General features: G+C 72.0%; 22 protein-coding genes, 1 pseudogene and 1 riboswitch. Of the genes and pseudogenes, 10 read left to right on the forward strand and 13 right to left on the reverse strand.

Translation table 11 applies throughout. The annotated features are described in order from the left end of the window. Nucleotides 1–97 precede the first annotated feature (97 nt). The 6 genes and pseudogenes from AAC944_RS25360 to glgX form a co-directional block, all read right to left on the reverse strand. A complete protein-coding gene (locus tag AAC944_RS25360; protein ID WP_030621357.1) occupies nt 98–1,726 on the reverse strand; it encodes a M4 family metallopeptidase in 1,629 nt (542 codons plus the stop codon). Nucleotides 1,727–1,947: 221 nt separating this feature from the next. Further along, nucleotides 1,948–3,987 carry a M4 family metallopeptidase gene (locus tag AAC944_RS25365; protein WP_051872199.1) on the reverse strand — a complete coding sequence of 680 codons (2,040 nt, stop codon included), beginning with the start codon at nt 3,985–3,987 and terminating at the stop codon, nt 1,948–1,950. Between the two features lie 268 nt (nt 3,988–4,255). Beyond that, nucleotides 4,256–4,534, reverse strand: coding sequence for a hypothetical protein (locus tag AAC944_RS25370; RefSeq protein WP_030621362.1), 279 nt, complete (start codon nt 4,532–4,534; stop codon nt 4,256–4,258). Nucleotides 4,535–4,668: 134 nt separating this feature from the next. Further along, nucleotides 4,669–6,489 carry an ABC transporter ATP-binding protein gene (locus AAC944_RS25375; RefSeq protein ID WP_051872200.1) on the reverse strand — a complete coding sequence of 607 codons (1,821 nt, stop codon included), beginning with the start codon at nt 6,487–6,489 and terminating at the stop codon, nt 4,669–4,671. Then, nucleotides 6,399–6,773, reverse strand: a pseudogene (locus AAC944_RS25380) (ABC transporter ATP-binding protein); the annotation flags it as partial. The gene AAC944_RS25375 and the pseudogene AAC944_RS25380, both read right to left, overlap by 91 nt. Before the next feature lie 128 nt (nt 6,774–6,901). Further along, a complete protein-coding gene (gene glgX / locus AAC944_RS25385) occupies nt 6,902–9,094 on the reverse strand; it encodes a glycogen debranching protein GlgX (protein ID WP_051872202.1) in 2,193 nt (730 codons plus the stop codon). Nucleotides 9,095–9,286: 192 nt separating this feature from the next. Here glgX and AAC944_RS25390 point away from each other — a divergent pair, with 192 nt between their 5' ends. The 9 genes from AAC944_RS25390 to AAC944_RS25430 all read left to right on the forward strand — a co-directional run bounded on the left by AAC944_RS25390 (nt 9,287) and on the right by AAC944_RS25430 (nt 17,357). Continuing rightward, nucleotides 9,287–10,504, forward strand: coding sequence for a L,D-transpeptidase (locus AAC944_RS25390; RefSeq protein ID WP_438272756.1), 1,218 nt, complete (start codon nt 9,287–9,289; stop codon nt 10,502–10,504). 225 nt (nt 10,505–10,729) lie between these two features. Beyond that, a complete protein-coding gene (locus AAC944_RS25395; RefSeq protein ID WP_030621374.1) occupies nt 10,730–11,974 on the forward strand; it encodes a L,D-transpeptidase in 1,245 nt (414 codons plus the stop codon). A gap of 140 nt (nt 11,975–12,114) precedes the next feature. Continuing rightward, nucleotides 12,115–12,882 (forward strand): enoyl-CoA hydratase/isomerase family protein, encoded by a 768-nt coding sequence (locus tag AAC944_RS25400; protein ID WP_030621376.1) that lies wholly within the window; start codon nt 12,115–12,117, stop codon nt 12,880–12,882. A gap of 276 nt (nt 12,883–13,158) precedes the next feature. Further along, nucleotides 13,159–13,707, forward strand: coding sequence for an ATP-binding protein (locus AAC944_RS25405; protein ID WP_030621378.1), 549 nt, complete (start codon nt 13,159–13,161; stop codon nt 13,705–13,707). A gap of 457 nt (nt 13,708–14,164) precedes the next feature. Next, nucleotides 14,165–14,581: a hypothetical protein gene (locus AAC944_RS25410; protein ID WP_030621382.1), complete on the forward strand. Its 417-nt coding sequence runs from the start codon at nt 14,165–14,167 to the stop codon at nt 14,579–14,581. 103 nt (nt 14,582–14,684) lie between these two features. Next, entirely contained in the window at nt 14,685–15,452 is a 768-nt protein-coding gene (locus AAC944_RS25415) for a DsbA family protein (RefSeq protein ID WP_030621385.1), read from the forward strand. Beyond that, on the forward strand, nt 15,449–16,279 hold the full coding sequence (locus AAC944_RS25420; RefSeq protein WP_030621386.1) for a cytochrome c biogenesis CcdA family protein: 831 nt from the start codon (nt 15,449–15,451) through the stop codon (nt 16,277–16,279). Before AAC944_RS25415 ends, AAC944_RS25420 begins: the two co-directional genes overlap by 4 nt. A 111-nt stretch (nt 16,280–16,390) precedes the next feature. Next, nucleotides 16,391–16,555: a DUF5993 family protein gene (locus AAC944_RS25425; RefSeq protein WP_196943211.1), complete on the forward strand. Its 165-nt coding sequence runs from the start codon at nt 16,391–16,393 to the stop codon at nt 16,553–16,555. A gap of 67 nt (nt 16,556–16,622) precedes the next feature. Continuing rightward, nucleotides 16,623–17,357: a disulfide bond formation protein B gene (locus tag AAC944_RS25430; protein ID WP_368396448.1), complete on the forward strand. Its 735-nt coding sequence runs from the start codon at nt 16,623–16,625 to the stop codon at nt 17,355–17,357. 18 nt (nt 17,358–17,375) lie between these two features. Here the strand turns inward: AAC944_RS25430 and AAC944_RS25435 are convergent, their stop codons facing one another. The 7 genes from AAC944_RS25435 to gcvT form a co-directional block, all read right to left on the reverse strand. After that, nucleotides 17,376–17,708 (reverse strand): hypothetical protein, encoded by a 333-nt coding sequence (locus tag AAC944_RS25435; protein ID WP_030621389.1) that lies wholly within the window; start codon nt 17,706–17,708, stop codon nt 17,376–17,378. A 200-nt stretch (nt 17,709–17,908) separates the two neighbouring features. Beyond that, entirely contained in the window at nt 17,909–18,739 is an 831-nt protein-coding gene (nadE, locus tag AAC944_RS25440) for an NAD(+) synthase (RefSeq protein ID WP_030621391.1), read from the reverse strand. Nucleotides 18,740–18,826: 87 nt separating this feature from the next. After that, a complete protein-coding gene (locus AAC944_RS25445; protein WP_030621394.1) occupies nt 18,827–19,384 on the reverse strand; it encodes a GH25 family lysozyme in 558 nt (185 codons plus the stop codon). A gap of 484 nt (nt 19,385–19,868) precedes the next feature. Next, entirely contained in the window at nt 19,869–21,251 is a 1,383-nt protein-coding gene (locus AAC944_RS25450; RefSeq protein ID WP_368396449.1) for an L-serine ammonia-lyase, read from the reverse strand. Nucleotides 21,252–21,562: 311 nt separating this feature from the next. Next, nucleotides 21,563–22,825, reverse strand: coding sequence for a serine hydroxymethyltransferase (glyA, locus tag AAC944_RS25455; protein ID WP_368396450.1), 1,263 nt, complete (start codon nt 22,823–22,825; stop codon nt 21,563–21,565). Nucleotides 22,826–22,886: 61 nt separating this feature from the next. Next, nucleotides 22,887–23,264 (reverse strand): glycine cleavage system protein GcvH, encoded by a 378-nt coding sequence (gene gcvH / locus AAC944_RS25460; protein ID WP_030623730.1) that lies wholly within the window; start codon nt 23,262–23,264, stop codon nt 22,887–22,889. A gap of 130 nt (nt 23,265–23,394) precedes the next feature. After that, nucleotides 23,395–24,570, reverse strand: coding sequence for a glycine cleavage system aminomethyltransferase GcvT (gcvT, locus tag AAC944_RS25465; protein WP_051872388.1), 1,176 nt, complete (start codon nt 24,568–24,570; stop codon nt 23,395–23,397). Between the two features lie 152 nt (nt 24,571–24,722). Continuing rightward, nucleotides 24,723–24,819: riboswitch (glycine riboswitch) on the reverse strand. A 187-nt stretch (nt 24,820–25,006) separates the two neighbouring features. Here gcvT and AAC944_RS25470 point away from each other — a divergent pair. Continuing rightward, a complete protein-coding gene (locus AAC944_RS25470) occupies nt 25,007–25,741 on the forward strand; it encodes an AAA family ATPase (protein WP_051872389.1) in 735 nt (244 codons plus the stop codon). Nucleotides 25,742–25,839: the final 98 nt, after the last annotated feature.

Raw genomic sequence — 25,839 nt, forward strand, 5'->3', positions numbered from 1 at the left:
CGCCACGCGGGGTACGGATCACCCTGTGGACAACGCCCGCCGGGTGATCCGCCCCGCTAAGCTCCCCGGACTGTAAGGGGGGCCTGGTGGCGGAGCGTTACTTCACGTTGACGCCCGTCCACGCCGCCTCGACGCCCTTGACCTCGGCGCCGTCCGCGCCGTACAGGTCGGTGGCGGCCTTGACGGTCGCCTCGCGGGCCGCCTTGTAGTCGGTCGTCGAGGTCATGTACGCGGTGAGCGCCTTGTACCAGATCTTCTCGGCCTTCTCCCGGCCGATGCCCTCGACCTTGGAGCCGTCGGCGGTCGGGCTGTCGTACTTCACGCCGTCGATCTCCTTCGCGCCGCTGCCCTCGGACAGCAGGTAGAAGAAGTGGTTGGCGATGCCCGAGGAGTAGTGCACGTCGACGTCGCCGGCGCCCTCCTTCCAGAAGTCCAGCGAGTTGCCGTCCTTGCTGGGCTTGTCCATGTACCGCAGCGGGCTGCCGTCACCGTTGATGTCGATCTTCTCGCCGATGAGGTAGTCGCCCGGGTCCTCGGCGTTCTCGGCGCTGAACTCGGTCGCGGTGCCGAAGATGTCGGAGGTGGCCTCGTTCAGGCCGCCGGACTCGCCGCTGTACTCCAGGTTCGCGGTGGCCGAGGTGACACCGTGCGACATCTCGTGCGCCGCCACGTCCAGGGCGGTCAGCGGGTGGGTGTTGCCCTCGCCGTCGCCGTACGTCATGCAGAAGCAGCTGTCGTCCCAGAACGCGTTCACGTAGTTCTGGCCGTAGTGCACGCGGGAGGTCGCGCCCTTGCCGTCGCCGTTGATGCCGCTGCGGCCGTGCACGTTCTTGTAGTAGTCCCAGGTGACCTGGGCGCCGTACGCGGCGTCGACGGCGGCGGTCTGCGGGTCGTCGCCCTTGCCGGTGCCCCAGGTGTCGTCGTCGTCCGTGAGCAGCTTGCCCTCGCCGCTCTCCTTGCCGCCCAGGTCGTACGTGGCGTGGCCGCCGCGGCTGTCGTCGGTCAGCTCGTAGCCGCCGCTGCCCTTCTTGGTGGCCAGCTCGACCTTGCCGCTGTACATGCTGGTGCCGGCGCCGGTCTCGATGGCCTGGTGCTGGAAGAGCTTCTTGCCGGTGTTCGCGTCGGTGACGACGTGCAGCTCGCTGGGCGTGCCGTCCTTCTGGACGCCCTTGACCACGGTCTCGTACGCGAGGACGGGCTTGCCGGAAGCGGCCCAGATGACCTTGTTCGGGGTGGCCGCGTCGGACTTCTTGATGCCCTCGGTCTTCCCGGACACCGACCGGGCCGAGGCCGCGGCCTTCCTGGGGGCGATCTTCGCGGTGGTGGAGGTGACCTTGACGGCGGCCTTCGTGGCCTTGGTGGCCGACGTGATGGCGCCGCCCCTGGCCTGGTGGACGATCAGGTCACCGCCGAGGACGGGCAGGCCGTCGTAGGTGCGGTCGTAGCGGGTGTGGGTGGTGCCGTCGGCGTCCTTGACGACGTCCTTGACGACCAGCTTCTCCTTGGCGCCGAGCCCGAGCTCCTCGGCGGTCCTCGCCTTGGTGGCCTGCGCGTCGCGGAGCAGTTCCGCGCGGTGCGAGGCGGTCATCTTGACCGGTGATCCGGCGGCCTCGTGGGAGGTGGGGGCCGCGCCCGCCGTGCCGGTGGCGATGCCGGCCGCGAGCAGTGCTGCCGCGGCGACGGAGGCGCCGGCGATACGGGTGGTGCGCGATATGTGGGGGGTCACGCGTGCTCCTTCAACTTTGCCAAATGGTGGGGGTGCAAAGTGATGCGGGTGGTACGTGCGGGGTCAGCGTGCCATTCCAACGGACGGCTGTCACCGGGTAATTGGGGGCGGTGTGCAATTTGTTCGCAAAGAGCGCGCTGTCGTCCGCATAACGGAGGAGTGCCACCCCCGCCGGGCGGCGGGGGTGGCACTCCTGGTCGTGTGTCTGCCGGGGGACCGGGTCAGAAGGTCAGCTTCCAGCCGTTGAGGCGGCCGGTGTCACCGGAGTACACGTCGCGGATGCGGAGCTTCCAGGTGCCGGAGGCGTTCTCCGAGGAGGCGTTGACCGTGTAGGTGGCCTTCACGTCCGCCGCCGAGTCCCAGGCGCTGGAGTTCTTCAGGCGGTACGCCGTGCCGTCCGGCGCGACCAGGTCGAGGACGAGGTCACCGCGGTAGCTGTGGGTGATGTCCACGCCGACCTTGAGCGTGCTCGGGGCCTTGCCGGTCCGGTTGACGGCGATCGACGAGGTGACCGCGGCACCCGCGTCCGGGATCGCCAGGGCGTTGTTGTTCTCGTAGACGTTGTCGCCGGGGTCGCCCGGGTCGCCGCCGTCGCCGACGCGGCTGCCGACGTTCACCGCGGCCCAGGTGTTGGCGACCGTGTTGTACGTCGCGGTGTCCTTGCCGAAGAGGTCGGCGGCGGCGTTCAGGGTGGCGGTGCGGGCCGCCGCGTAGTTGGTGGTGGAGCTCATGTACTGGGTGAGCGCCTTGTACCAGATCTTCTCGGCGTTGGCCCGGCCGATGCCCGGCACGGGCAGACCGTCGGAGGTCGGGCTGTCGTAGTGCACGCCGTTGATGTCCTTCGCGCCGCTGCCCTCGGACAGCAGGTAGAAGAAGTGGTTGGCGATACCGGAGGAGTAGTGCACGTCGACGTTGCCGACGCCGGAGTACCAGTAGTCCTTGGACGCGCCGTCCTTGCTGGGCTTGTCCATGTAGCGCAGCGGGGTGCCGTCGCCGTTGATGTCGATCTTCTCGCCGACGAGGTAGTCGCCCGGGTCCTCGGGGTTGTCGGCGTTGAACTCCACGGCCGCCGCGAAGATGTCGGAGGTCGCCTCGTTCAGGCCGCCGGACTCACCGCTGTAGACGAGGTCGGCGGTGGCGGAGGTGACGCCGTGCGTCATCTCGTGCGCCGCCACGTCGATCGAGGTGAGGGGCGCCGCGTTGCCCGACCCGTCGCCGTAGGTCATGCAGAAGCAGCTGTCGTCCCAGAAGGCGTTGACGTAGTTGTTGCCGTAGTGGACCCGGCTGTACGCGCCGACGCCGTCGCCCTTGATGCCGCTGCGGCCGTGCACGTTCTTGTAGTAGTCCCAGGTGAGCTGGGCGCCGTAGGCGGCGTCCACGCCCGCGGTCTGGACGTTCTGCGGGGTGCCGTCACCCCACACGTCGTCGGCGTCGGTGAAGAGCGTGCCGGTCCCGGAGGAGCCGTGGTTGAGGTTGTACGTCTTGTGGTTGCCGCGCGTGGTGTCCGTCATGGTGTACGACGGCGCGGTCCCGATGGTCACCTTGCCGCTGTACTGGCTGTTGCCGGTGCCCTGCTCGATGCCCTGGTACTGGAAGAGCTTCTCGCCGGTGGTGGCGTCGGTGATGACGTGCAGCTGGTTCGGCGTCTGGCCGTCGTCCTGCAGCCCGCCGACGACGGTCTCGTACGCGAGTACCGGCTTGCCGTCCGCCGCCCAGACCACCGTGCGGGGCTCCTTGGCGACGGACTTCTCCGCGCCCTCCGCCTTCGAGGCCTTCAGTGCCTTCGCCTCGGCGGTCGCCGGCGTCACGGTCGCCTTGGTGCCGGCCACGGCTATCCGGGCCGTGACGCCCTTGGTGACCCGCTCGACCTTCCCGGCGCGGGTCTCGTGCACGACGAGGTCGCCGCCGAGTACGGGCAGTCCCTTGTAGGTGCGCTCGTACCGGGTGTGGGTGGTGCCGTCCCGGTCCTGCTGGACGTCCCGGACGACGAGCTTCTCGTCGGCGCCGAGCTGGAGCTTCTTCGCCGTCTGCGCGGTGGTGGCCGCCGCGTCCTTCAGCAGCTCCGCACGCTGCGAGGGGGAGAGCTTGACGGGCAGGGCGCCAGCCCGGGGCTGGGCGTGGGCGGTGCCGGGGTTGGGCGCCGCGTTGCCCGCGCCGGTCTGCACGCCGACGGCGAGCAGGGCCGTCACGGCGACGAGGGTCCCGGTGGCCGTCGCACGTCTGCGGGCCTGGCCGGAGCGTCCATGGGGGGTGCGTCTCACGCTGGCTCCTTCTGCGGGGCAGCGGCGGGATGGGCCGCTGCCGGGGGGACCGGCCGGCTGGGTGGCCGGCCGGGCAGAACAAGTGCGTGTGGGGGGAGCGGTACGTGCGTGACCGGCGCGGGCAGTGATGCTGTGGGGACCCGCTCCGACTGCCGCGCAGCTTCCCACCTGCCGGGGCCGATTGACAGGGTCCGGACAACGATATGGCCGGAAACCGTCCGTAGAGCGGCGGACGGTGTTCGTATAACGGTCAACCAATCGGGGATGGTCAGTCGGCCTCGACGCGCACCTCGTCCCGGACGCGGCCCGCCTTGGGGGCGAAGGCCTGGAGGCCGACGGATCCGGGGCCGGCGTCGAGCGAGTACGCCCCGCCGTCCAGGGTCCCGGGCACCGCCGGCGCGTACCGCGGCCCGTACGAGCCGCGGGCGAACGGCGCGCCGGTCTGGAACACGCCCCGTACCGCCACGGACGCGACACACAGTGCGCCGGGCACGAGGGCGACGATCGCGCCGGAACCCGGTCCCTTCCCCTTCGGCGGCGGCCCCATGGGCGGCATCCCCCACGGCGCGCCGGGCTGCTGCCCGTACAGCTGCGGAGGTACCGGCTGCTGTCCGTGCGGAGGGTACGAAGGGCCGGGGGAGGCGGCGGCGTGGTCATGGTCAGCGTCTTGTCATGGCGGTGTCACTGGACCAGGCTCTCCCGCCAGGCGTCGTGAAGGCCGGCGAAGTGGCCCTTTCCGGCGATGAGCCGGCCGGGGGCGCCGTCCTCGATGATGCGGCCTCCGGACATCACCAGGACGCGGTCGGCGATCCCGACCGTGGAGAGGCGGTGGGCGATGACGACGGCGGTGCGGTCGCGGAGGACGGTGTGCATGGCGCGCTGGACGGCGCGTTCGCCGGGGATGTCGAGGGAGGAGGTGGCCTCGTCGAGGACGAGGACGGCCGGGTCGGCGAGCAGCGCGCGGGCGAAGGAGACCAGCTGGCGCTGGCCGGCGGAGATGCGGCCGCCGCGCTTGCGTACGTCGGTGTCGTAGCCCTCGGGGAGCGCGCTGATGAACTCGTGCGCGCCGATGGCCTTCGCCGCCGCCTCGATGTCGGCACGGGTGGCGTCCGGGCGGCCGAGGGCGATGTTCTCGGCGACCGTGCCGGAGAACAGGAATGCCTCCTGGGTGACCATGACGACCCCGCGCCGCAGGTCGGCGGCGGACAGGTCGCGGAGGTCGACGCCGTCCAGGAGGACCCGGCCCTCGCTCGGGTCGTAGAAGCGGGCGAGCAGCTTGGCGAGGGTGGATTTGCCCGCGCCCGTGCTGCCCACCAAGGCGACGGTGCTCCCCGCGGCCAGCGTGAGGTCGAAGCGGGGCAGCACCTCGCCGCCCGTGCGGTACCCGAACCGGACGCCGGCGAACGTCACTTCGCGGCCGGGGCGGCCGGCGGCGCGCGCGGGCAGCGGCACGGGCGCGGCCGGTTCCGGGACGGCCGGGCGCTGCGCGAGCAGGCCCGCGATCTTCTCCAGGGACGCGGCGGCCGACTGGTAGCTGTTGAGGAACAGCCCGAGCCGGTCGATCGGGTCGTACAGCCGCCGCAGGTACAGCACGGCGGCGGCGAGCACACCGAGGGCCAGCGAGCCGGCGGCGACCCGGTAGGCGCCCCACAGGACGATGGCCGCGAGGGAGATGTTGGCGGACATACGCGAGAGGACCACGTACCGGGCCATCTCCAGGATGCCGGCGCCGTTGGCCCGCTCGTGGACGTGGTTCAGCCGGGCGAACGCGGCGTCGTTGGCCCGCTCACGGCGGAACGCCTGGACGGGACGGATGCCGTTGAGCGTCTCGGTGAACTTCACGATGACCGCGGCGATGGCCGTCGAGCGGCGCTTGTGGACGGTCCGGGAGCGGCGCCGGAAGGAGCGGATCAGGAACAGGAGAGGGCCCGCCGACAGCACGGCGGCGGCCCCCAGGCCCCAGTCCAGGTACAGCAGCATCGCCGTCACGTAGACCATGGAGAGCACCACTCCGGCCAGCTCCTGCAGGCCGTCGTCGAGCAGCTCGCGCAGCGACTCCACGTCGGTGGTGGAGCGGGAGATCAGCCGGCCGGAGGTGTAGCGCTCGTGGAAGTCCAGGCTGAGCGCCTGGGCATGCCGGAAGATCCGCCCGCGCAGGTCGCGCAGGACGTCCTGGCTGACCCGTGCGCAGGAGCGGGTGAAGGCGTACTGCAGGACGCCCGCGGCCAGCGCGCAGCCGAGGTAGCCGGCGCCGACGGCGAGCAGCGGGCCGTGGTCGTGCGCCCGCAGCGCGGGTACGGCGTGGTCGATGGCGTACGCGACCAGCAGCGGCCCGGCCTGCACGGCGGCCTCCGCAGCAGCTGCAGGTCGGTCGTGCCACGGGAGAGCAGCTGCCCGGTGGGCCAGCGGTCGTGGAAGGCCACCGGCAGCCGCTGCAGATGGCGGTACAGGGCGTCCCGCATCGACGCCTCGACGCCCGCCAGCGGGCGCGCGATCAGCCACCGGCGCAGCCCGAAGAGCCCGGCCTCGATGAGCCCCAGGAGCAGCAGGAGCCCGCCGCCCAGCCAGATGCCGCCCGCGTCCCGCCGTGCCACCGGCCCGTCGACCAGCCACTTCAGTACCAGCGGGATGAGCAGGCCCATGCCGGAGGCGAGGACGGCGGCGCCCGCCGCGCCGAACAGCCGGGCGCGCACGGGACGGATGTACGGCCACAGCCGCAGCAGCGACCGCACCGCGGAGCGGGGTGGAGGGACGGCGGACTCGGGGCAGTTCGCTGCAGCGCTCATCAGCAGTGAGAGTAGAAGTCACCGCTGACGGTCCTCATACGGTTTTTTTCCGCCGGAGGAGCGGTCCGGCGGCGGGCCGTCCGGAAAGCAGCGCGCCGTCCGTCAGCGGCTCACCGTCCGTCAGCGGCTCACCGCCCGGCCCGCAGCAGCCACACCGCCCGCCCCGGCATCTCCACCTCGGTACCCGCCTCGTACGCCGTGCCCGGCTCCGCCTCCTGGTCCTCGCGCGCGGTGTCGACGAGAAGTTCGTACGAACGGGCCCACGGCGCACCCGGAAGGGTGAAGCGGCCCGGTTCGGGCCCGGCGTGCAGGACGACCAGGAAGCTGTCGTCGGTGACCGGCAGCCCCCGCTCGTCCCGCTGCGGGATGTCCGTCCCGGACAGGAACATGCCCAGCCCGGTGGCGGGCGCGTACCAGTCGCCCGCCGTCATCTCCGTCCCCGCGGGCGTGAACCACGCCAGGTCCCGCAGTCCGTCCGGGCCGTTCGGGCGGCCCGAGAAGAAGGCCCGCCGGCGCAGTACCGGATGTGCCCGGCGCAGTGCGATCAGCCGGGAGACCAGCTCGGTCAGCGGCCGCCACTCCGGGTCCTCGGCCAGCGACCAGTCCAGCCAGCCCAGCTCGTTGTCCTGGCAGTAGCCGTTGTTGTTGCCGTGCTGGGTGCGGCCCAGCTCGTCGCCCGCGACCAGCATCGGCACGCCCGTGGAGAGCAGCAGCGTGGTGAGGAGGTTGCGCAGCTGGCGGCGGCGGAGCGCGCGGATGTCCGGGTCGTCGGTCTCGCCCTCGGCGCCGCAGTTCCAGGAGCGGTTGTCGTCCGTGCCGTCCCGGTTGCCCTCGCCGTTGGCCTCGTTGTGCTTGTGCTCGTAGGAGACCAGGTCGCGCAGGGTGAAGCCGTCGTGCGCCGTGACGAAGTTGACCGAGGCCTGCGGGCGGCGGCCGCCCCAGGCGTACAGGTCGCTGGAGCCGGACAGCCGGTAGCCCAGGTCCCGGACGTCGTGCTGCGCGCCGCGCCAGAAGTCCCGCACGGTGTCGCGGTACCGGTCGTTCCACTCCGTCCACAGCGGCGGGAAGGCGCCGACCTGGTACCCGCCCATGCCCACGTCCCACGGCTCGGCGATCAGCTTCACCCGGCGCAGCACCGGGTCCTGCGCGATCACCGCCAGGAACGGCGAGAGCATGTCCACGTCGTGCATGGAGCGGGCCAGCGCCGCCGCCAGGTCGAAGCGGAAGCCGTCCACGCCCATCTCGGTGACCCAGTAGCGCAGCGAGTCGGTGATCAGGCGCAGCACGTTGGGCTGCACCACGTGCAGGGTGTTGCCGCAGCCGGTGTAGTCGGCGTACCGGCGCGGGTCCTGGGCGAGGCGGTAGTAGCCGCGGTTGTCTATGCCGCGCAGGGACAGCATCGGGCCCATCTCGTTCGCCTCGGCCGTGTGGTTGTAGACCACGTCGAGGATGACCTCGATGCCCGCCGCGTGCAGCGCGCGCACCATCCGGCGGAACTCGCCCACCTGCTGGCCGCGCGTCCCCGAAGCGGCGTACGCGGCGTGCGGCGCGAAGTAGCCGATGGAGTTGTAGCCCCAGTAGTTGCGCAGCCCGCGCCGGAGCAGATGGTCCTCGTGCGCGAACTGGTGTACGGGCAGCAGCTCGACCGCCGTCACCCCGAGGCGGGTCAGATGCCCGATCGCGGCCGGATGCGCGAGACCGGCGTACGTACCGCGCAGATGCTCGGGGACGTCCGGGTGCCGCTTGGTGAAGCCCCGCACGTGCAGCTCGTAGATCACCGAATCGGCCCATGGCGTCTTCGGGCGGCGGTCGTCCTCCCACTCGTCGCCCGGCGCGTCGTCGTGCACCACCACGCCCTTCGGGACGTGCGGCGCGGAGTCCCGGTCGTCGCGCACCGTGTCCGCTATGTGCTGCTCGGGCCAGTCCCGCACGTGCCCGTACACCTCCGGCGGCAGCCGGAAGTCCCCGTCGACCGCGCGGGCGTACGGGTCGAGCAGCAGCTTCGCCGGATTCCAGCGGGCGCCGGTCCACGGGTCCCAGCGGCCGCGCACCCGGTACCCGTACCGCGTCCCCGGCAGCACACCGGGGACGAAGCCGTGCCAGATCTCGTGCGTCAGCTCGGTGAGCGGATACCGGGTCTCGGCCCCCGCGTCGTCGAAGACGCAGACCTCCACCGCCTCGGCACCCGCCGACCACAGCGCGAAGTTGGTGCCCGCGACGCCGTCCGGGCCGCTGCGGAACCGTGCCCCGAGCGGCTGCGGACTCCCGGGCCGCACCGTGACCGTGCCCGTGGCCGGTCTCGCCCGGCCCTCGTCCGGCAGTGCCTCCTGCTCAAGTGCGCTCGACACGTGGCAGCCTCCCGCGGCTCGCGACTCGATCGGGCGGTGCCGTACACGGCGTCCCGGCCGCGCGTGTGGACGTGCCCTCCCGGCAATCCTTCCCTGCACCCTTCCTTCCCCGAACCGGTCGGGGCGTCACGTTTCCCCACGAAGGGAGCGCTCGTTGAGACCACCGTGACCAACCGATCCCTGACGTACCGACCGATCCGGCGTCCCTGGACGGCCGCCGTGCCGCTGCTCACGGGCGCCGCCCTGCTCGCCGGCTGCCAGGGGCCCGGCGGGTGGACGTCGGACGCGCCGCGCGCCCTGCGGGAGGCCGTCCGGGTGCTGCCGGGCGACGGCGCACGCGGCGTACCCGCCGGGCGCCGCATCGAGGTACGGGTGCCCGACGGACGGCTGGAGCGGGTCGAGGTCACCCGGGCGGGGGACACCGGCAGCGAACCGGTGCCGGGCCGGCTCTCCCGCGACGGGCTCAGCTGGCGCTCGGCCGGCGCCCCGCTCGCGCTCGCCTCCCGGTACACCGTCGAGGCCGTGGCGCTGGACGGCCACGGGCGGCGTACAGCCCGCCAGACCTCGTTCACCACGTACGTCCCCGAACACCGCATCGTCGGCTTCTTCCGCCCCGAACACCGCTCCACCGTCGGCACCGGGATGATCGTCTCCTTCGACTTCAACCGCCCGGTGCGCGACCGGGCCGCCGTCGAGCGCGCCGTCTCCGTCACCGCGCGCCCCGCCGTGACCGTCGCGCCGCACTGGTTCGGCACCCGCCGGCTGGACTTCCGCCCCCGCGAGCCGTGGCGGCCCGGTACCGAGGTCACGATGGCCCTGCGGCTGCGGGACGTCCGTGCGGCACCCGGGGTGTACGGGGTCCAGCGGAAGACCGTCCGCTTCAGGATCGGCCGGGATCAGACCAGCGTTGTTGACGCGGCCGCGCACACCATGACGGTACGGCGCGCCGGGAAGCCGCTCGCCACCCTGCCGGTCACCGCGGGCGACCAGGGCAACCCGACGTACAACGGCCGGATGGTGATCCTCGAACGGCATCCGATGACCCGGATGGACGGCGGCACGGTCGGCTTCGGGGGCGAGTACGACATCCCCGATGTGCCGCACGCACTGCGCCTGACCACCTCGGGCACGTTCCTGCACGGGAACTACTGGGCGTCCAGGAACACGTTCGGCGTCGCCAACACCAGTCACGGCTGCGTCGGGCTGCGGGACGAGCAGGGCGGCAGCCCGTACACCCCGGCGGGCTGGTTCTACCGCAACTCGCTCGTCGGCGACATCGTGGAGGTGGTCCGCTCCCAGGACACGACGGTGGCACCGGACAACGGGCTGGGTGGCTGGAACATGCCGTGGCGCGAGTGGCTGCGGGGCTCCGCCGTCCGCTGACCGCGGCCCTCCGACGGGCCCCGGCCGCACTCTTATCCGGCCGAGTTGACCGCCCGCCGAAACCCCAGCCGTACGTCCCGCACCACGCCCACCAGTCGGTACGAAACGGTGACATGTCCGGGGAGTCCCCACCCGTACGCAGTGTGGTTATCTGGCGGCAGGCGCGCGCGTGGCCCGTGCCGCGCGCCGCGGATGCGGGCCGTGCGAGGGGAAAAGAGGCCAGTCTTGGACGTGCAGCCGATATGGGGGGCGCCGCGGGAGCGGTTTCGGCGGCGGCAGGGGGGAAAGGTCCTGCTCGCTCCGGTGCTCGGGGCGCTGATGGTGCTGGTGGCCGCGTGCGGGGGCAGCGGTGACGACGAGGGGGACAAGGGCGGCAAGGACGCGCCGTCGCAGGCAGCGGTGAAGATATCGCCGAAGGACGGCGCCGAGGGCGTCGCCACGAGCGGCGCCCTGAAGGTGACGGTGGACAAGGGCACGCTGAAGTCCGTGACGGTCAAGGACCGCAAGGGCAACGCCGTCAAGGGCAGGCTCTCGAAGGACGGCAGTGTCTGGCAGCCGGCGGGCCACCTGACCAACGCGACGGAGTACACCGTCGACGCGGTGGCGAAGGACTCCGAGGGCCGTGAGGCCGCCGAGCACGCCGACTTCACCACCCTGACCCCGAAGAACACCTTCATCGGGCGCTACGTGCCGGAGGACGGGCAGACGGTCGGCGTCGGGATGCCGGTGGATGTCCGCTTCACCCGTGGCATCACCGACCGGAAGGCGGTCGAGGACGCGATCGAGGTGACGGCCGAGCCGTCGGTGCCCATCGACGGCCGCTGGTTCGGCAACGACCGCCTGGAGTTCCGCCCCGAGAAGTACTGGAAGCCGGGTACGAAGGTCACGGTCTCCCTGAACCTCAACGGCGTCGAGGGCCGTCCCGGGGTGTACGGGACGCAGAACAAGAAGCTCACCTTCACCGTCGGCCGCAGCCAGATCAGCACGGTGGACGCGGCGTCGCACCGGATGACCGTGGTCCGCGACGGCAAGAAGATCAAGACGCTGCCGGTCACCGCGGGCGCGCCGGGCACCGAGACGTACAACGGCAAGATGGTGATCAGCGAGAAGCACGCGATGACGCGGATGAACGGCGAGACCGTGGGCTTCGGCGGCGAGTACGACATACCCGACGTGCCGCACGCGATGCGGCTCAGCGACTCCGGCACCTTCATCCACGGCAACTACTGGTCCGGGCAGTGGACGTTCGGCAACCGCAACGCCAGCCACGGCTGCGTGGGCCTCTTCGACTACCGGGGCGGCAGCACGTCCACGCCCGCCGGGTGGTTCTACAACAACTCGCTGATCGGCGACCTGGTCGTCGTCAAGAACTCCCACGACCGCACCATCCAGCCCGAGAACGGGCTGAACGTGTGGAACATGCCGTGGGAGGAGTGGAAGAAGCCGCAGCCGGCCGAGGCGTCGAAGTAACCGGACGGCGCACGGCAGGCGGGCGGCAGGAGGGCGGTGCGGGCAGGCAACGCGCCGTACCGCCCGCCCGCACCGCCGTCCGCCGCACTGTGACCAAGTGCACCGGCGCCCTCCGCGTGAACGGCCATTAACCTGCCTGCATGACTGTGAACTTCGAGGTCGCCGACGGGGTCGGCACCGTCCGCCTGGACCGCCCGCCCATGAACGCGCTGGACACCGCCACCCAGGACCGGCTGCGTGAGCTGGCCGAGGAGGCCACCCGCCGCGACGACGTCCGCGCCGTCGTCATCTGGGGCGGCGAGAAGGTGTTCGCGGCCGGCGCGGACATCAAGGAGATGCAGGTGATGGACCACGCGGCGATGGTCGCCCGGTCCAAGGCCCTGCAGGACTCCTTCACCGCGGTCGCCCGCATCCCCAAGCCCGTCGTCGCCGCGGTGACCGGGTACGCGCTCGGCGGCGGCTGCGAGCTCGCGCTCTGCGCCGACTTCCGTATCGCGGCGGAGGACGCGAAGCTCGGCCAGCCCGAGATCCTGCTCGGCCTGATCCCCGGCGCGGGCGGCACCCAGCGCCTCGCCCGCCTCATCGGCCCCTCCAAGGCGAAGGACCTCATCTTCACCGGCCGTCAGGTGAAGGCCGACGAGGCGCTCACCCTCGGGCTGGTGGACCGTGTGGTTCCCGCCGAAGAGGTGTACGCGCAGGCGCACGCCTGGGCGGCCCGGCTCGCCGCGGGCCCGGCGATCGCGCTGCGGGCCGCGAAGGAGTCGGTGGACGCCGGTCTGGAGACCGACCTCGACACCGGACTGACGATCGAACGCAACTGGTTCGCAGGTCTGTTCGCCACAGAGGACCGCGAGACGGGCATGCGCAGCTTCGTCGAGGAGGGCCCGGGCAAGGCCAAGTTCCGCTGAACGGTTCGGTGTTGCCGGTGCGGAAGGGACGCGTTCCCCGGTTGCGTGCCCCTTGCGGGCGAATGAGGGGCGGCTCAAGGCAGCCTTAAGGCAGCCGGTGCGCGCGGGCCCGACGGTCAGCTACGGGCAGGGCTCCCGTGCAGGTCAGGTGGGTCGTACGGGCCGGTTGACTGCCGTTGGCATATGTCCGGAGGGGGCAGTGGAACCGCGGATTCCGGGAGACCGATTCCCGCGGTTCCGCCCCCGTACCGCACCGGTTGCGTCCATGATGGTGGCATGGCGGGCCTCGAAGGTAGGGAGCAGCCGCAGCCGCGCATCGGGACGGCTGCCATGCGCTGGGTCCTGCCCGCCCAGGACATGGAGGGGGAGAGGGCCAGGGTGACGGCTGCCGCTCGGGGTGACGGGGCGTCAAGGGCGCTCGATCTCATCGGCGACCCCGCCAACGAGGAGGTGCGGCTCCCCTCGCGCCCCGAATCCGCCGCCACCGCCCGGCGGTTGACGCAGTCCGTGCTGCTGAAGCAGTGGTCGCTGACGCCCCAGCTCGCCGAGCACGCCGTACTGCTCGTCTCGGAACTGGTCGGCAACGCGGTGCGGCACACCGGCGCCCGGACGTTCGGGCTGCGGATGCTGCGCCGGCGCGGCTGGATCCGGGTCGAGGTGCGCGACCCGTCGCGCGGGCTGCCCTGCCTGATGCCGGTGCACGAGATGGACGTGAGCGGCCGGGGGCTCTTCCTCGTGGACAAGCTCTCCGACCGCTGGGGCGTCGATCTGCTGCCGCGCGGCAAGACGACGTGGTTCGAGATGCGGGTGACGGACCGCGCGTGAGGCCGCGGCGGCGGGCCGGGGCGCCGGTGCCCGGAAACGTGACTGGGGCCCTTCCGCGCGGTCGGCGGAACGGGCCCCAGTAGTCGCGCGCCGACGGGCGGAAGGGGTGTGCCCACGGCGCCGGTACGACCTCGCCCGGGTCAATGGGGGTCGTTGCCCCGACTATGGCAGGCGGGGCAGGCAGCTGCCAAAGGTGCATAGCGTGGCATATCGGGCGTATGGGTGTTAACTCGCGGCTGATCCAAGGTGAGTTGCGCCACCGGCCTTGCAAACACCGTTCCCGCGCGGGTGATCGCTGAGTAAATACCGGGACCGGCTGATGGTTATGCGGCCCGGCCGGACGCTGGTGCACGGGACCGCCGTTCCCTCGTGGGAGCGCGCCGTGCCGGTCCGTAGGATGGGGCGCCGAGGCCGCTCGCCCCTGGGCGGCACCGGACACCGGGGAGGGAGCGGCCGTATGCGAGCGACAGGGCGTACGCACCGCTCGGCGGCCTGGACGCTGCTGGTCCTCCTGGCGGTGGTCTTCGCGCCGCTGCTGTGCCGGACGGGCGGCGCCGCACCGGCAGCGGCGGCCCCGCAGCACCCGGTCACCGCCCCGCACGCGACGGCGGACGGCCACCTGCTGACCGCCGTCCCGGACCCCGCGCCCGTCGCCACGTCCGCCCCCAAGAGGTGCTCGCAGCACGACGCGCCCGGCTCCGGCGAGAGCGCGCCCGCACCCGCCACGCACCGCGGGGAGCCGCTCGCCGCCCCGGCGGCCGCGCCCGTCCCGTACCTCGGCCACGCCCCCGCGTGCTGCGCGCTCGCCCGGCCGCCCACCGGCCCAGCGCCCGCCACCGATCCCTGCGCCCTCCTGCCCGTACTGCGGATATAGCGCCGCCCGCGCGCCGGTGCCCCCGCCACCCCGGTGGCCCGGGCGCCCGCGCGCGCCGGTCGCAGTCCCTCCGTATCCGCATCCGTACACCAGGAGCACACCTATGTCCGCATCCGCTTCGCCGGGCCGCCGCCTCGCGGCCGTCGGCGCGATCCTCGCCCTCATCGTCGGCCTCGTCGCCATCGGCATCGCGGTCGGCACGGCCGTCGAGGGTGACGGCGGCCGCACGTCCGCCGAGCCCGGCCCCGCCGCCTCCGTCCCGGAGGGGGACCCCGACGGCCGCCGGCAGATGTACGACGACATCGCCGGGAAGACCTCGCGCCGGGAGAAGGGCGACGCGCTGGCCGTCGGCCGTACCGACGCGCCGGTCGTGCTGGTCGAGTACGCCGACTACCAGTGCGGCTTCTGCGGCCGCTTCACCCGCGAGACCCAGCCCGAACTGATCGAGAAGTACGTCGACAAGGGCGTCCTGCGCATCGAGTTCCGCAACTTCACCCTCTACGGCGAGGACTCCGAGCGGGCGGCCCGCGCGTCCTGGGCCGCCGGGCGGCAGGGCAAGTTCTGGGAGCTGCACGACGCGCTGTACGCCAAGAGCCGCAAGGGCCCCGCGCTCGCCGAGGACAAGCTCGTCGAGCTGGCGCGTGACAGCGGCGTCGAGGACATCGACCGCTTCCGGCGCGACCTGAGGAGCGACGAGGCGGCCGAGGCGCTGGACCGTGACCAGCAGGAGGGGTACGAGCTCGGCGTGCAGTCCACCCCGTCGTTCCTGGTCAACGGGGAGCCGATCGCGGGCGCCCAGCCGACCGCCACCTTCACGCAGGCCATCGACGAGGCCGCGGCCCGGGCGAAGGAGAACGGGGGCGGCAAGTGACCGACATCGGCTACCTCGCCGCCTTCCTGGGCGGCGCCCTCGCCCTGCTCAGCCCGTGCAGCGCGCTGCTGCTGCCCGCGTTCTTCGCGTACTCGCTCGCCACACCGGGGCGGCTGCTCGCCCGTACCGGCGTCTTCTACCTGGGCCTGGCGACCACGCTGGTGCCGCTCGGCGCCGCCAGCACCGCGGCCAGCCGGCTGTTCAACGGCCATCGCGACCTGCTGATCGCCGTCGGCGGCTGGGTGGTGATCGCGATGGGTGTGCTGCAGATCCTGGGCCTGGGTTTCGCGTCCCGCCGGGCGCAGTCCGCCGCGGCGCGGATCACCCCGCGCTCGGCCGTCTCCACCTTCCTGCTGGGCTGCGTCTACGGGCTCGCCGGCTTCTGCGCGGGGCCCATCCTGGGTGCGGTGCTGACGGTCACGGCGGTCAGCGGCTCGCCCGTGTACGGCGCGTCGATGCTCGCCGTGTACGCGCTGGGGATGGCGCTGCCGCTCTTCGTACTGGCCCTGCTCTGGGACCGGTTCCAGCTGGGGCGGCGCGGCTGGCTGCGCGGCCGGGAATTCGGTCTCGGGCCGCTGCGCCTGCACACCACCTCGCTCGTCTCCGGGCTGTTCTTCATCGGTATCGGGATTCTCTTCCTGGCGTTCAACGGAACCAGTGCGCTGCCCGGAATCCTCGACACCGACGCGGAGTTCCGGCTGGAGGAATGGGTGGCCAGGACCGGGGACGCCGTGCCGGACTCCGTGCTGATCGCGGTGGCGGCGCTGGCCGTCGCCGCGGTGCTCGGCCGCATCGCGCTGCGTCCGGACAAGAAGACGAAGGACTGATCCCACGCATGGGCCGGCCGTAGGGCCATTCGGCTCATATCCGGTGCGGCGGCCGGTGACTTTCCGTGGCGTACGCGTGATGTCGCCGGCCGGCCACTACCTTCCCGTGCCATGGACGCCCTCCTCTTCGCCGGTCTCTTCGCCACGTTCCTGTGCATCGTGGGTCTGAAGAGCCGGGTGGTGGTGGTCGCGGTGTGGTCGGTGATGTTCGCCGCCGTCGTCTGGCTGATGGCTCATCACGTCACCGGCGCCGTCGTGCTCGGTCTTCCGCACTGAACCGTGCCGTGCCCCGCCGGCACGGGCCGGCGGGCCGCAGAACGACTGGACCGGAGTTTTCTTTCTCATGAGTGCACTACTGACCGGGCGGATGAGTACGCCGATGGGTACGCCGGCGATTCCCGCGCTGGATCCCGGGCCGCCGGGAATCATCGCCCGCGCACAGTACTGGTTCGCCTGTCTCTTCGTGACCGGCTGGACCGGCGTCCTCTGCGGCGGCCTCTACCTCCAGTTCTTCCGCGGGGAACAGCCGTGTCCGCTCTGCGTCGTCCAGCGGCTGTTCATGGTGCTGGCGCTGCTGGGCGCCGCCCACATCGTCCGGCAGGGGCTGCGGGGCGCGGTGCCGCGCCGGGACTACCTCATGGGGTGGGGGCTCGCGCTCGTCGGCTGTACGGCCGGTTCGCTGGCGGCGGGGCGGCAGGCGCTGCTGTACCTGCTGCCCGGCGGCGGTGAGCGGGGCGCCGGGGCGTCCGGCAGCGGGGTCCTCGCCGGCGGGGCGTACGACAGCGGCCTGTACGGCAGCACCGTCCAGGGCCTGCCGCCCGACGTCTGGGCCTGGCTCTTCTTCCAGGCGTCCGTGCTGGCGATCGGCGCCGTGCTGGTCACCTCGCACCTCACCACGGCCCGGCGGATCCCCACGCAGGGGGCACACCGGGCGGCGGGGCTGGCCGCGCTGCTCCTCGCCGGGGCGGTCATCGCGGTGAGCGGGGTGTCCGTCTTCCTGGCGGCGGGACTGCACGCCTTCCTGCCCGTCGCCCCCGGCCGCTACCAGCTGCTGTACGACCTGGGGCTGGTGCGCTGAGCCGAGGGCGCGGGCCGGTCAGGCGCTGCGGCGCAGCGGAGGGTGCGGACGGGCATCAGCCCGGCGGCGGCGGTCGTTGCAGAGCAGGCACTTGCCGTAGCCGGGCGGCAGCGGGTCCTCGGGGTCGCCGTACAGCGGGTCGACGGCGCCGTGCGGGTGCGCGGCACAGCCGGTCGGGCTGCCGCCCGTGCCGGTGTCGGAGCTCAGCGAGCCGGCGGCGGACAGGGCACGCCGCAGGGCGTCGACGAGCTGGTCGGCGTCCTGCCGGCTGGGGGCCGTCTGCAGGCCCGAGGCGAGGTCGGCGGCGAGGGTGAGCGCGGTCTGGAGTTCGCGCAGGTCTGCGTAACTCATGCCCCGGAGCGTAGGCGCACCCACTGACAGTTGATCTTCCGATCGCACTTCGTGGCATCTCATGGGCCGATCCATGCCCGCCGTCGGCCACGATGCACCACCGCGGAGCGGAAGCCCCTCTTGCGGGGGCATGACATCTCCGTGCCGGGCGGCGGGGGCCGGGCGCGCCCGTGCCCGCGCCCGGCCCCGGTCCCTGCGTCTCAGGGCGCGATCGGCAGCTCGCGCTTGTGCGCCGTGAGGCGGTAGCGCCGCACGATCGTCTCGTAGGTCTGCTCGCTGACCGGCTTCCCCTCCAGGAAGTCGTCGATGTTGTCGTACGTGACACCGAGCGCTTCCTCGTCCGCCTTGCCCGGGGACAGCGTCTCCAGGTCGGCGGTCGGGACCTTCCAGACCAGCTCGGAGGGGGCACCGAGGGCATCGGCCAGCGCGCGCACCCGCCGCTTGGTCAGGCCGGTCAGCGGCACCAGGTCCGCCGCGCCGTCGCCGAACTTGGTGAAGAAGCCCGAGACCGCCTCGGCGGCGTGGTCCGTGCCGACCACCAGGCCCTCGCGGGCACCGGCCACCGCGTACTGGGCGATCATGCGCTGCCGTGCCTTGATGTTGCCCTGGACGAAGTCCTGGTGAGCGGCGTCCCGGAAGGGCACCCCGGAGTCCACGACCGCCTGCAGGGCCGCGTCGCTGGCCGGCTTCACGTCGACGGTGAGCAGCTCGTCGGGCTTGATGAAGGAGAGCGCGAGCTGCGCGTCGTGCTCGTCGGCCTGGACGCCGTAGGGCAGCCGCATGGCGTAGAACACCGCGTCATGGCCGGCCTCGCGGGCCCGCTCCACCGCGAGCTGGCACAGCCGGCCCGCGGTGGTGGAGTCCACGCCGCCGCTGATGCCGAGCACCAGGGAGCGCAGCCCCGTGCGCGTCAGCCGCTCGGTGAGGAAGGCCACCCGGCGCTCGATCTCCTCCTGTGCGTCGAAGGACGCGGACACCTGGAGATCCCGGGCGATCTCCTGCTGCAGGCTGATGGACGCCGGGTCGGTCACAGTGGCTCCTCGTGGTCTCGCTGTGGCGCCAGGGCGTGCGGAGGGGCGGGCGGCACCGGCGCACAGGCGCATACGTACGAGGAAACTCTATTCTTCGTCCGCCCACTTCTTCAGCGCGGCCTTGCTGGAGAACTGGCCGACGTTCTTGTCGAGGGGGTTGTCGGTGTACTGGTGGAAGCGCCACTTGGCCTTGATCCGCGGGTGGCCCGCCCGGACGTAGTCGGCTATCCACAGCCCGTCGCCGGCGTAGGACGTGGTGTCGTGGTTGAGCCAGAAGTCGCGGTTGCAGTACAGGAGTACCTGGTGGCGGTGCGGGCGCAGGGCCTTCACCTCGCGGATGAACTGATCCTTCTGCGCGTTGCTCGCGTACGTCCCGGCGCTCGTGCGCTCCCAGTCGACGATCAGTATGTCGCCCAGTCTGGACGCGCACTTCTCGACGAAGTACCGGGCCTGCGCCGCGATGTTCCCCGGCCACAGGAAGTGGTAGAAGCCGACCACGCAGCCGGCCTCGCGGGCCCGCGCGGCCTGGGAGTTCTGGTGCGGATTGATGTAGGAGCGGCCCTCGGTCGCCTTGATGAAGACGAAGTCGAGGCCCTTGGTGGAGTAGGTGGGCTGGTACGAGCTGACATCGACGCCGTGCAGCATTGCAATCCTCCCGCAACCGTGCGATCACCAAGCGTCACTGCGGTCCTTGCTGGGATTCCCGCTGACGCAAGGTCTCAAAGGTGGAGTTGCCTCCTGGCCGTGCTTCGTCGCTCCCCTCGACGTCCCCCGGTGCACGACGGCTGTGCACGCTGCGTGACAAGTGCCGTCGGTGACCAAACGCCTTTCCGTGGACGGGAGTTCCCGTCGGTAATACGGATACGGGGTACGGGCCGGGGTGCGCAAGCAAGAAACGGCAACGGGTCCGTTCCCGGGGAGGGAACGGACCCGTCGTGGGGGTAGGAGGGTCAGGCCGGGGGGCGGGGCGCGTAGCGCGCCACCAGCACGCCCAGCGACGCGAGCATGATCAGCGGTATGACAATCACCAGCCTCGCCTGCCCCGAACCCCCAGGGCCATTCCGTGACGTGAGTCACAGTTGGTTTCGGGGCGCGTGACGGGATGCGGGCCGGTGGCCAGGCAGGCCGGTCAGCACTCGATGATGTTGACCGCGAGTCCGCCGCGGGCCGTCTCCTTGTACTTCACGGACATGTCGGCGCCGGTGTCCTTCATGGTCTTGATGACCTTGTCGAGGGAGACGTGGTGGCGGCCGTCGCCGCGCAGGGCCATGCGGGCGGCGGTGACGGCCTTGACCGAGGCCATGCCGTTGCGCTCGATGCACGGGATCTGCACCAGGCCGCCGACCGGGTCGCAGGTCAGGCCCAGGTTGTGTTCCATACCGATCTCCGCGGCGTTCTCCACCTGCTCGGGGGAGCCGCCCAGTACCTCCGCCAGGCCGCCGGCCGCCATCGAGCAGGCCGAGCCCACCTCGCCCTGGCAGCCGACCTCGGCGCCGGAAATGGAGGCGTTCTCCTTGAAGAGCATGCCGATGGCGCCCGCGGCCAGCAGGAAGCGGATCACGCCCTCCTCGTCCGCGCCGGGCACGAAGTTCCTGTAGTAGTGCAGGACGGCGGGGATGATGCCGGCCGCGCCGTTGGTGGGCGCGGTCACCACCCGGCCGCCGGCGGCGTTCTCCTCGTTCACCGCCATCGCGTACAGCGTGATCCACTCCATGGCGCGGGCCTGCGGGTCGCCTTCGGCGCGCAGTGCGCGGGCGGCGTTGGCGGCCCGGCGGCGGACCTTCAGCCCGCCGGGCAGGATGCCCTCGCGGCTGGTGCCGCGGGCCACGCAGGCCTGCATGACCTGCCAGATCTCCAGCAGTCCAGCGCGGATCTCTTCCTCGGTGCGCCAGGCTTTCTCGTTCTCCAGCATCAGCGCGGAGATGGACAGGCCGGTGTCGTGGGAGAGCCGCAGCAGTTCGTCGCCGGTGCGGAAGGGGTACTTCAGCACGGTGTCGTCGAGCTTGATGCGGTCGGCGCCGACCGCGTCCTCGTCCACGACGAAGCCGCCGCCGACGGAGTAGTAGGTCTTCTCCAGCAGCGGTGCGCCGTGCTCGTCGTAGGCGAACAGCGTCATGCCGTTGGCGTGGTACGGCAGCGAGCGGCGGCGGTGCAGGATCAGCTCGGTGGACTCGTCGAAGCCGATCTCGTGCGCATCGCCTATCTCGGCGTCCAGCAGCCGCAGCCGCTTGGTGGTGCGGATGCGCTCGACCATGTCGTCGGCCTTCTCGACGTCCACGGTGCGCGGGGAGTGGCCCTCCAGGCCCAGCAGCACCGCCTTGGGGGTGCCGTGGCCGTGGCCGGTGGCGCCGAGCGAGCCGAACAGCTCGGCCCGTACGGCGGCGGTCTGTGCGAGGAGGCCGTCCTTCTTGAGGCGGCCGACGAACATCCGTGCCGCGCGCATCGGGCCGACCGTGTGCGAGGACGACGGGCCGATGCCGATGGAGAAGAGATCGAAGACGGAGATGGCCACGGGGCGGGCTCCTTTGACTGCTCGGTGGCGAGAGGTGGTGCTGGGCGAGAGCAGGCCATGGGGTCCGGGCCCAGGGGTGGGGGACCGGCCGGACGATCCGGGTCGGACGGTGGGGACCCGGATAAAGCGGGACGTTTCTGCGGCCGCACGGCGAGCCTAACGCGCTCACGGGGCAGAGCAGAACCGTTACCAGTGGGTTGTGAGGGACGGCCTACGGGCCGGGCGCCGCGCCGGGGCCGTGGCGCGGCGTGCAGGACCGCGGGCCCGGGACGGCTGCGCCCCGGGCCCGCGGTCCTGCGTACGTCAGTGCGTCACTTGCCCAGCTCCGGGTAGAGCGGGTGCTTGTCGGCCAGCGCGGTGACGCGGGCCTTCAGGGCGGCCGCGTCGTACTCCGGCTTCAGCGCCAGCGCGATGATGTCGGCGACCTCGCGGAAGTCCTCGGCCTGGAAGCCGCGGGTGGCCAGGGCCGGGGTGCCGATCCGCAGACCCGAGGTGACCATCGGGGGCCGCGGGTCGTTCGGGACGGCGTTGCGGTTGACGGTGATGCCGACCTCGTGGAGGCGGTCCTCGGCCTGCTGGCCGTCCAGGTCGCTGTCGCGCAGGTCGACCAGGACCAGGTGCACGTCCGTGCCGCCGGACAGCACGTTGACGCCCGCCTCACGCGCGTCCGGGGAGGTCAGACGCTCGGCCAGGATCCGGGCGCCCTCGACGGTGCGCTGCTGGCGCTCCTTGAAGTCCTCCGAGGCCGCGACCTTGAAGGAGACCGCCTTGGCCGCGATCACGTGCTCCAGGGGGCCGCCCTGGAAGCCCGGGAAGACGGACGAGTTCAGCTTCTTCGCGAAGTCCTTCTTGGCGAGGATGATGCCGCCGCGCGGACCGCCGAGCGTCTTGTGCGTGGTGGAGGTCACGATGTCGGCGTGCTCGACCGGGTTCGGGTGCAGGCCCGCCGCGACCAGGCCGGCGAAGTGCGCCATGTCGACCCACAGGTACGCCTCGACCTCGTCGGCGATCCGCCGGAACGCCGCGAAGTCCAGCTGGCGCGGGTACGCCGACCAGCCCGCGATGATCACCTTGGGGCGGTGCTCCTTGGCGAGCTGCTCGACCTCGGCCATGTCGACCAGGCCGTCGCTGTCGACGTGGTAGGGGACCACGTTGAACTGCTTGCCGGAGAAGTTCAGGCGCATGCCGTGGGTGAGGTGCCCGCCGTGCGCCAGGTCCAGGCCGAGGATCGTGTCGCCGGGCTTGGCCATGGCGAACAGCGCGGCCTGGTTCGCGGAGGCGCCGGAGTGCGGCTGCACGTTGGCGTACTCGGCGCCGAACAGCTCCTTGACCCGGTCGATCGCGATCTGCTCGGTGACGTCGACGTGCTCGCAGCCGCCGTAGTAGCGGCGGCCCGGGTAGCCCTCGGCGTACTTGTTGGTGAGGACCGAGCCCTGGGCCTCCATGACGGCGGCCGGAGCGAAGTTCTCCGACGCGATCATTTCGAGGGTGGACTGCTGACGGTGGAGTTCGGCGTCGACAGCGGCGGCGACGTCGGGGTCGAGCTCATGGAGGGAGCTGTTCAGAAGCGACATGAGTCTTCCTGGGTGGGAGCCTCCGAGGGGGGAACGGCCCCTCGTACGGCGGGTGGGCAGGTCAGCCGGCGGTGAAGGCGGTGTACTCGTCGGCGGAGAGCAGGTTCTCCGGCTCGCCGCTCAGCTTCACCTTGAACAGCCAGCCGCCCTCGAAGGGGGCGGAATTCACCAGCGACGGGTCGGCCACGACGTCCTCGTTGATCTCGGTGACCTCACCGTCGACCGGGGAGTAGAGATCGCTGACGGACTTGGTCGACTCCAGCTCGCCGCAGGACTCGCCCGCGGTGACGGTGTCGCCGACCTCGGGGAGCTGAGCGAAGACGACGTCACCGAGCGCGTTGGCCGCGTGCTCGGTGATGCCGACCGTCGAGACGCCGTCCTCGGCGGCCGACAGCCACTCGTGCTCCTTGCTGTAGCGGAGCTGCTGGGGGTTGCTCATGGTTCGATTCTCCTGGATACGCGGGAATGATCGTGCAGAGGGTCTTGACAGGTGAGACGCGACTGCGTCACTTCTACCGGCCGGGCGGCCGTCGTGCGGCCATTTCTCCTGGCGGCAGCGGGCCGTACGGTCACTTCTCCCGCTTGTAGAAGGGCAGCGCGACCACCTCGTACGCCTCGTGCTTGCCGCGGATGTCCACGGCGACGCCCTTCGTCCCCGGCTCGGCGTGCGCCGCGTCCACGTACGCCATCGCGATCGGCTTGCCGAGGGTGGGGGAGGGGGCGCCGGAGGTGACGGTGCCGATGGCGGTGCCCTCGGCGTCCACGACGGGGTAGCCGGCGCGTGGCACCCGGCGGCCCTCGGCGATCAGTCCGACCAGCTTGCGCGGCGGGTTCTGCTCGGCCCGCTCGGCGGCGGCCGCCAGCGCCTCGCGGCCCACGAAGCGGCCCTCGTTCCCGGCCTTCTCGAACTTCACGACCCGCCCGAGCCCCGCGTCGAAGGGCGTCAGCGAGGTGCTCAGCTCGTTCCCGTACAGCGGCATGCCCGCCTCCAGGCGCAGCGTGTCGCGGCAGGACAGGCCGCAGGGGACCAGCCCCGCGTCCTTGCCGGCCTCGGTCAGCGCCTCCCAGAGGGCGACCGCGTCGGCGGGGCGGACGAACAGCTCGAAGCCGTCCTCGCCGGTGTAGCCGGTCCGGGCGATCAGCGCGGAGACGCCCGCGACGGTGCCGGGCAGCCCCGCGTAGTACTTCAGCCCGTCCAGGTCGGCGTCCGTCAGGCTCTGCACGATGCCCGCCGACTCCGGGCCCTGGACGGCGAGCAGCGCGTACGCGTCCCGGTCGTCCCGTACGGCGGCGTCGAAGCCGGCCTGGCGGGCGGTGAGCGCGTCCAGCACGACCTGGGCGTTGGAGGCGTTGGCCACGACCATGTACTCCTGGTCGGCCAGCCGGTAGACGATCAGGTCGTCCAGGATCCCGCCGTCCTCCTGGCAGATCATCGTGTACCGGGCCCGGCCCGCGGCCAGCTTGCCGATGTTGCCGACCAGGGCGAAGTCCAGCAGGTCGGCGGCCTGCGGTCCGGTGACGGTGAGCTCGCCCATGTGGGAGAGGTCGAAGAGGCCGGCGCGGGTACGGACGGCGACGTGCTCGTCACGCTCGCTGCCGTAGCGCAGCGGCATGTCCCAGCCGGCGAAGTCGGTCATGGTCGCGCCGAGGGCGCGATGGGTGGCATCGAGCGCGGTGAGTCGAGCGCTTCGTCGCGAAGCGACTCCATCTGGGGCGGTGGCGGGCGACGGGCGGGCTTCACTCATGCTGCGGGCTCCCGGAATGGACGACAGGGACGTATCGGACGTCTCCCCATCTGTCATCGGAACCTGAGAGGTTCACCGACAGCCCCCATCGGGGCCTCGGCTTGCACCTTGGGTGGGGCCGCACCGGCGTGCGGCCCGCTTTTCAGATCTGCCTCGTCCGCGCAGTACAGGGGCCTGAGAGATTCAAGGGAGGACTTGCTCCTTCGGCGCCCCGCCGTGGCCTGGCGGGGACTCTCCCGCGCGGATTCAAGCGGCCGGTATGCAGTTGGCGGCCGGCGTCGGTCACGGCGCCCGGCGCGCACATCATTGCACGGGATCGCCGGATACAGGAGTCCCGGCCCGCGCCGCCCGGGGAACCAGGGGCGAACCCGCCACGACCTGCCCTCCGCTTGAAGCTCATTACCTTTTCTTGACACTCTGCGGGTAGGGGGAGGCCATGAACGGGACGGGGAGGGCGATCACGGTGCAGAGGCAAGCCGCATGCGCGACGTCGGCAGGGGTCGCGCGCGGCGCGGTGCCCCGCCGCGCCCGCACACCCAAGGCGGTGGTGCGTCCGGGCCGCGGCGCCCCCGTGACGGACCTGCGCGGCACGGGAGAGGGGGGAGGGGAGCCGGCCGTCCGTGAGCTGGACTTTCCCGCCCGCGGCCTGGTGGTCGTCTCGGGCCTGCCGGGCAGCGGCAAGAGCACGCTGATGCACCGCGTGGTCCCGGCGCTGGACCGGGCCGGAGCGGCCGTCCACCGCATCGACTCCCAGGACGTACGGGAGCGCTGGGAGGCCGGCCGGCTCGGTGCGCTGCCGTACGGCCTGATCCGGCCGCTGGTGCGGGCCTCGCACTACTACGGCCTGTGGCGGGCGCTGCGCTCCGGCGGCAGCGTGGTCGTGCACGACTGCGGCACGCTCGCCTGGGTGCGCCGCTGGATCGCGCGCACCGCCCGCCGGGACGGCCGCGAGCTGCACCTGCTGCTGCTCGACGTGCCGCCGGAGGTGGCGCTGTCCGGGCAGCGGGCCAGGGGCCGCGGCGTGTCCGGCTACGCCTTCGCGCGGCACCGGCGCGCGGTGCGCCGGCTGCTCACCAGGGCCCGGACGGCACGGCTGCCGAAGGGCTTCACGGCGGCGGTGCTGCTGGACCGGCGGGCCGCGGACGCGCTGGAGCGGACGGCGTTCGGCTGAGGCGCCTGTCCCGTGCCGCCGTGCCCTCCGTCCGCGCTCCGGGACGGGGGGCGAAGTTCCCGCCGTCGGCCGCTAGGGTTTTCGATCAGGCAGTGCGG

Origin of the sequence: Streptomyces sclerotialus (assembly GCF_040907265.1) — a bacterium.
In the GTDB taxonomy this organism is placed as follows: domain Bacteria; phylum Actinomycetota; class Actinomycetes; order Streptomycetales; family Streptomycetaceae; genus Streptomyces; species Streptomyces sclerotialus.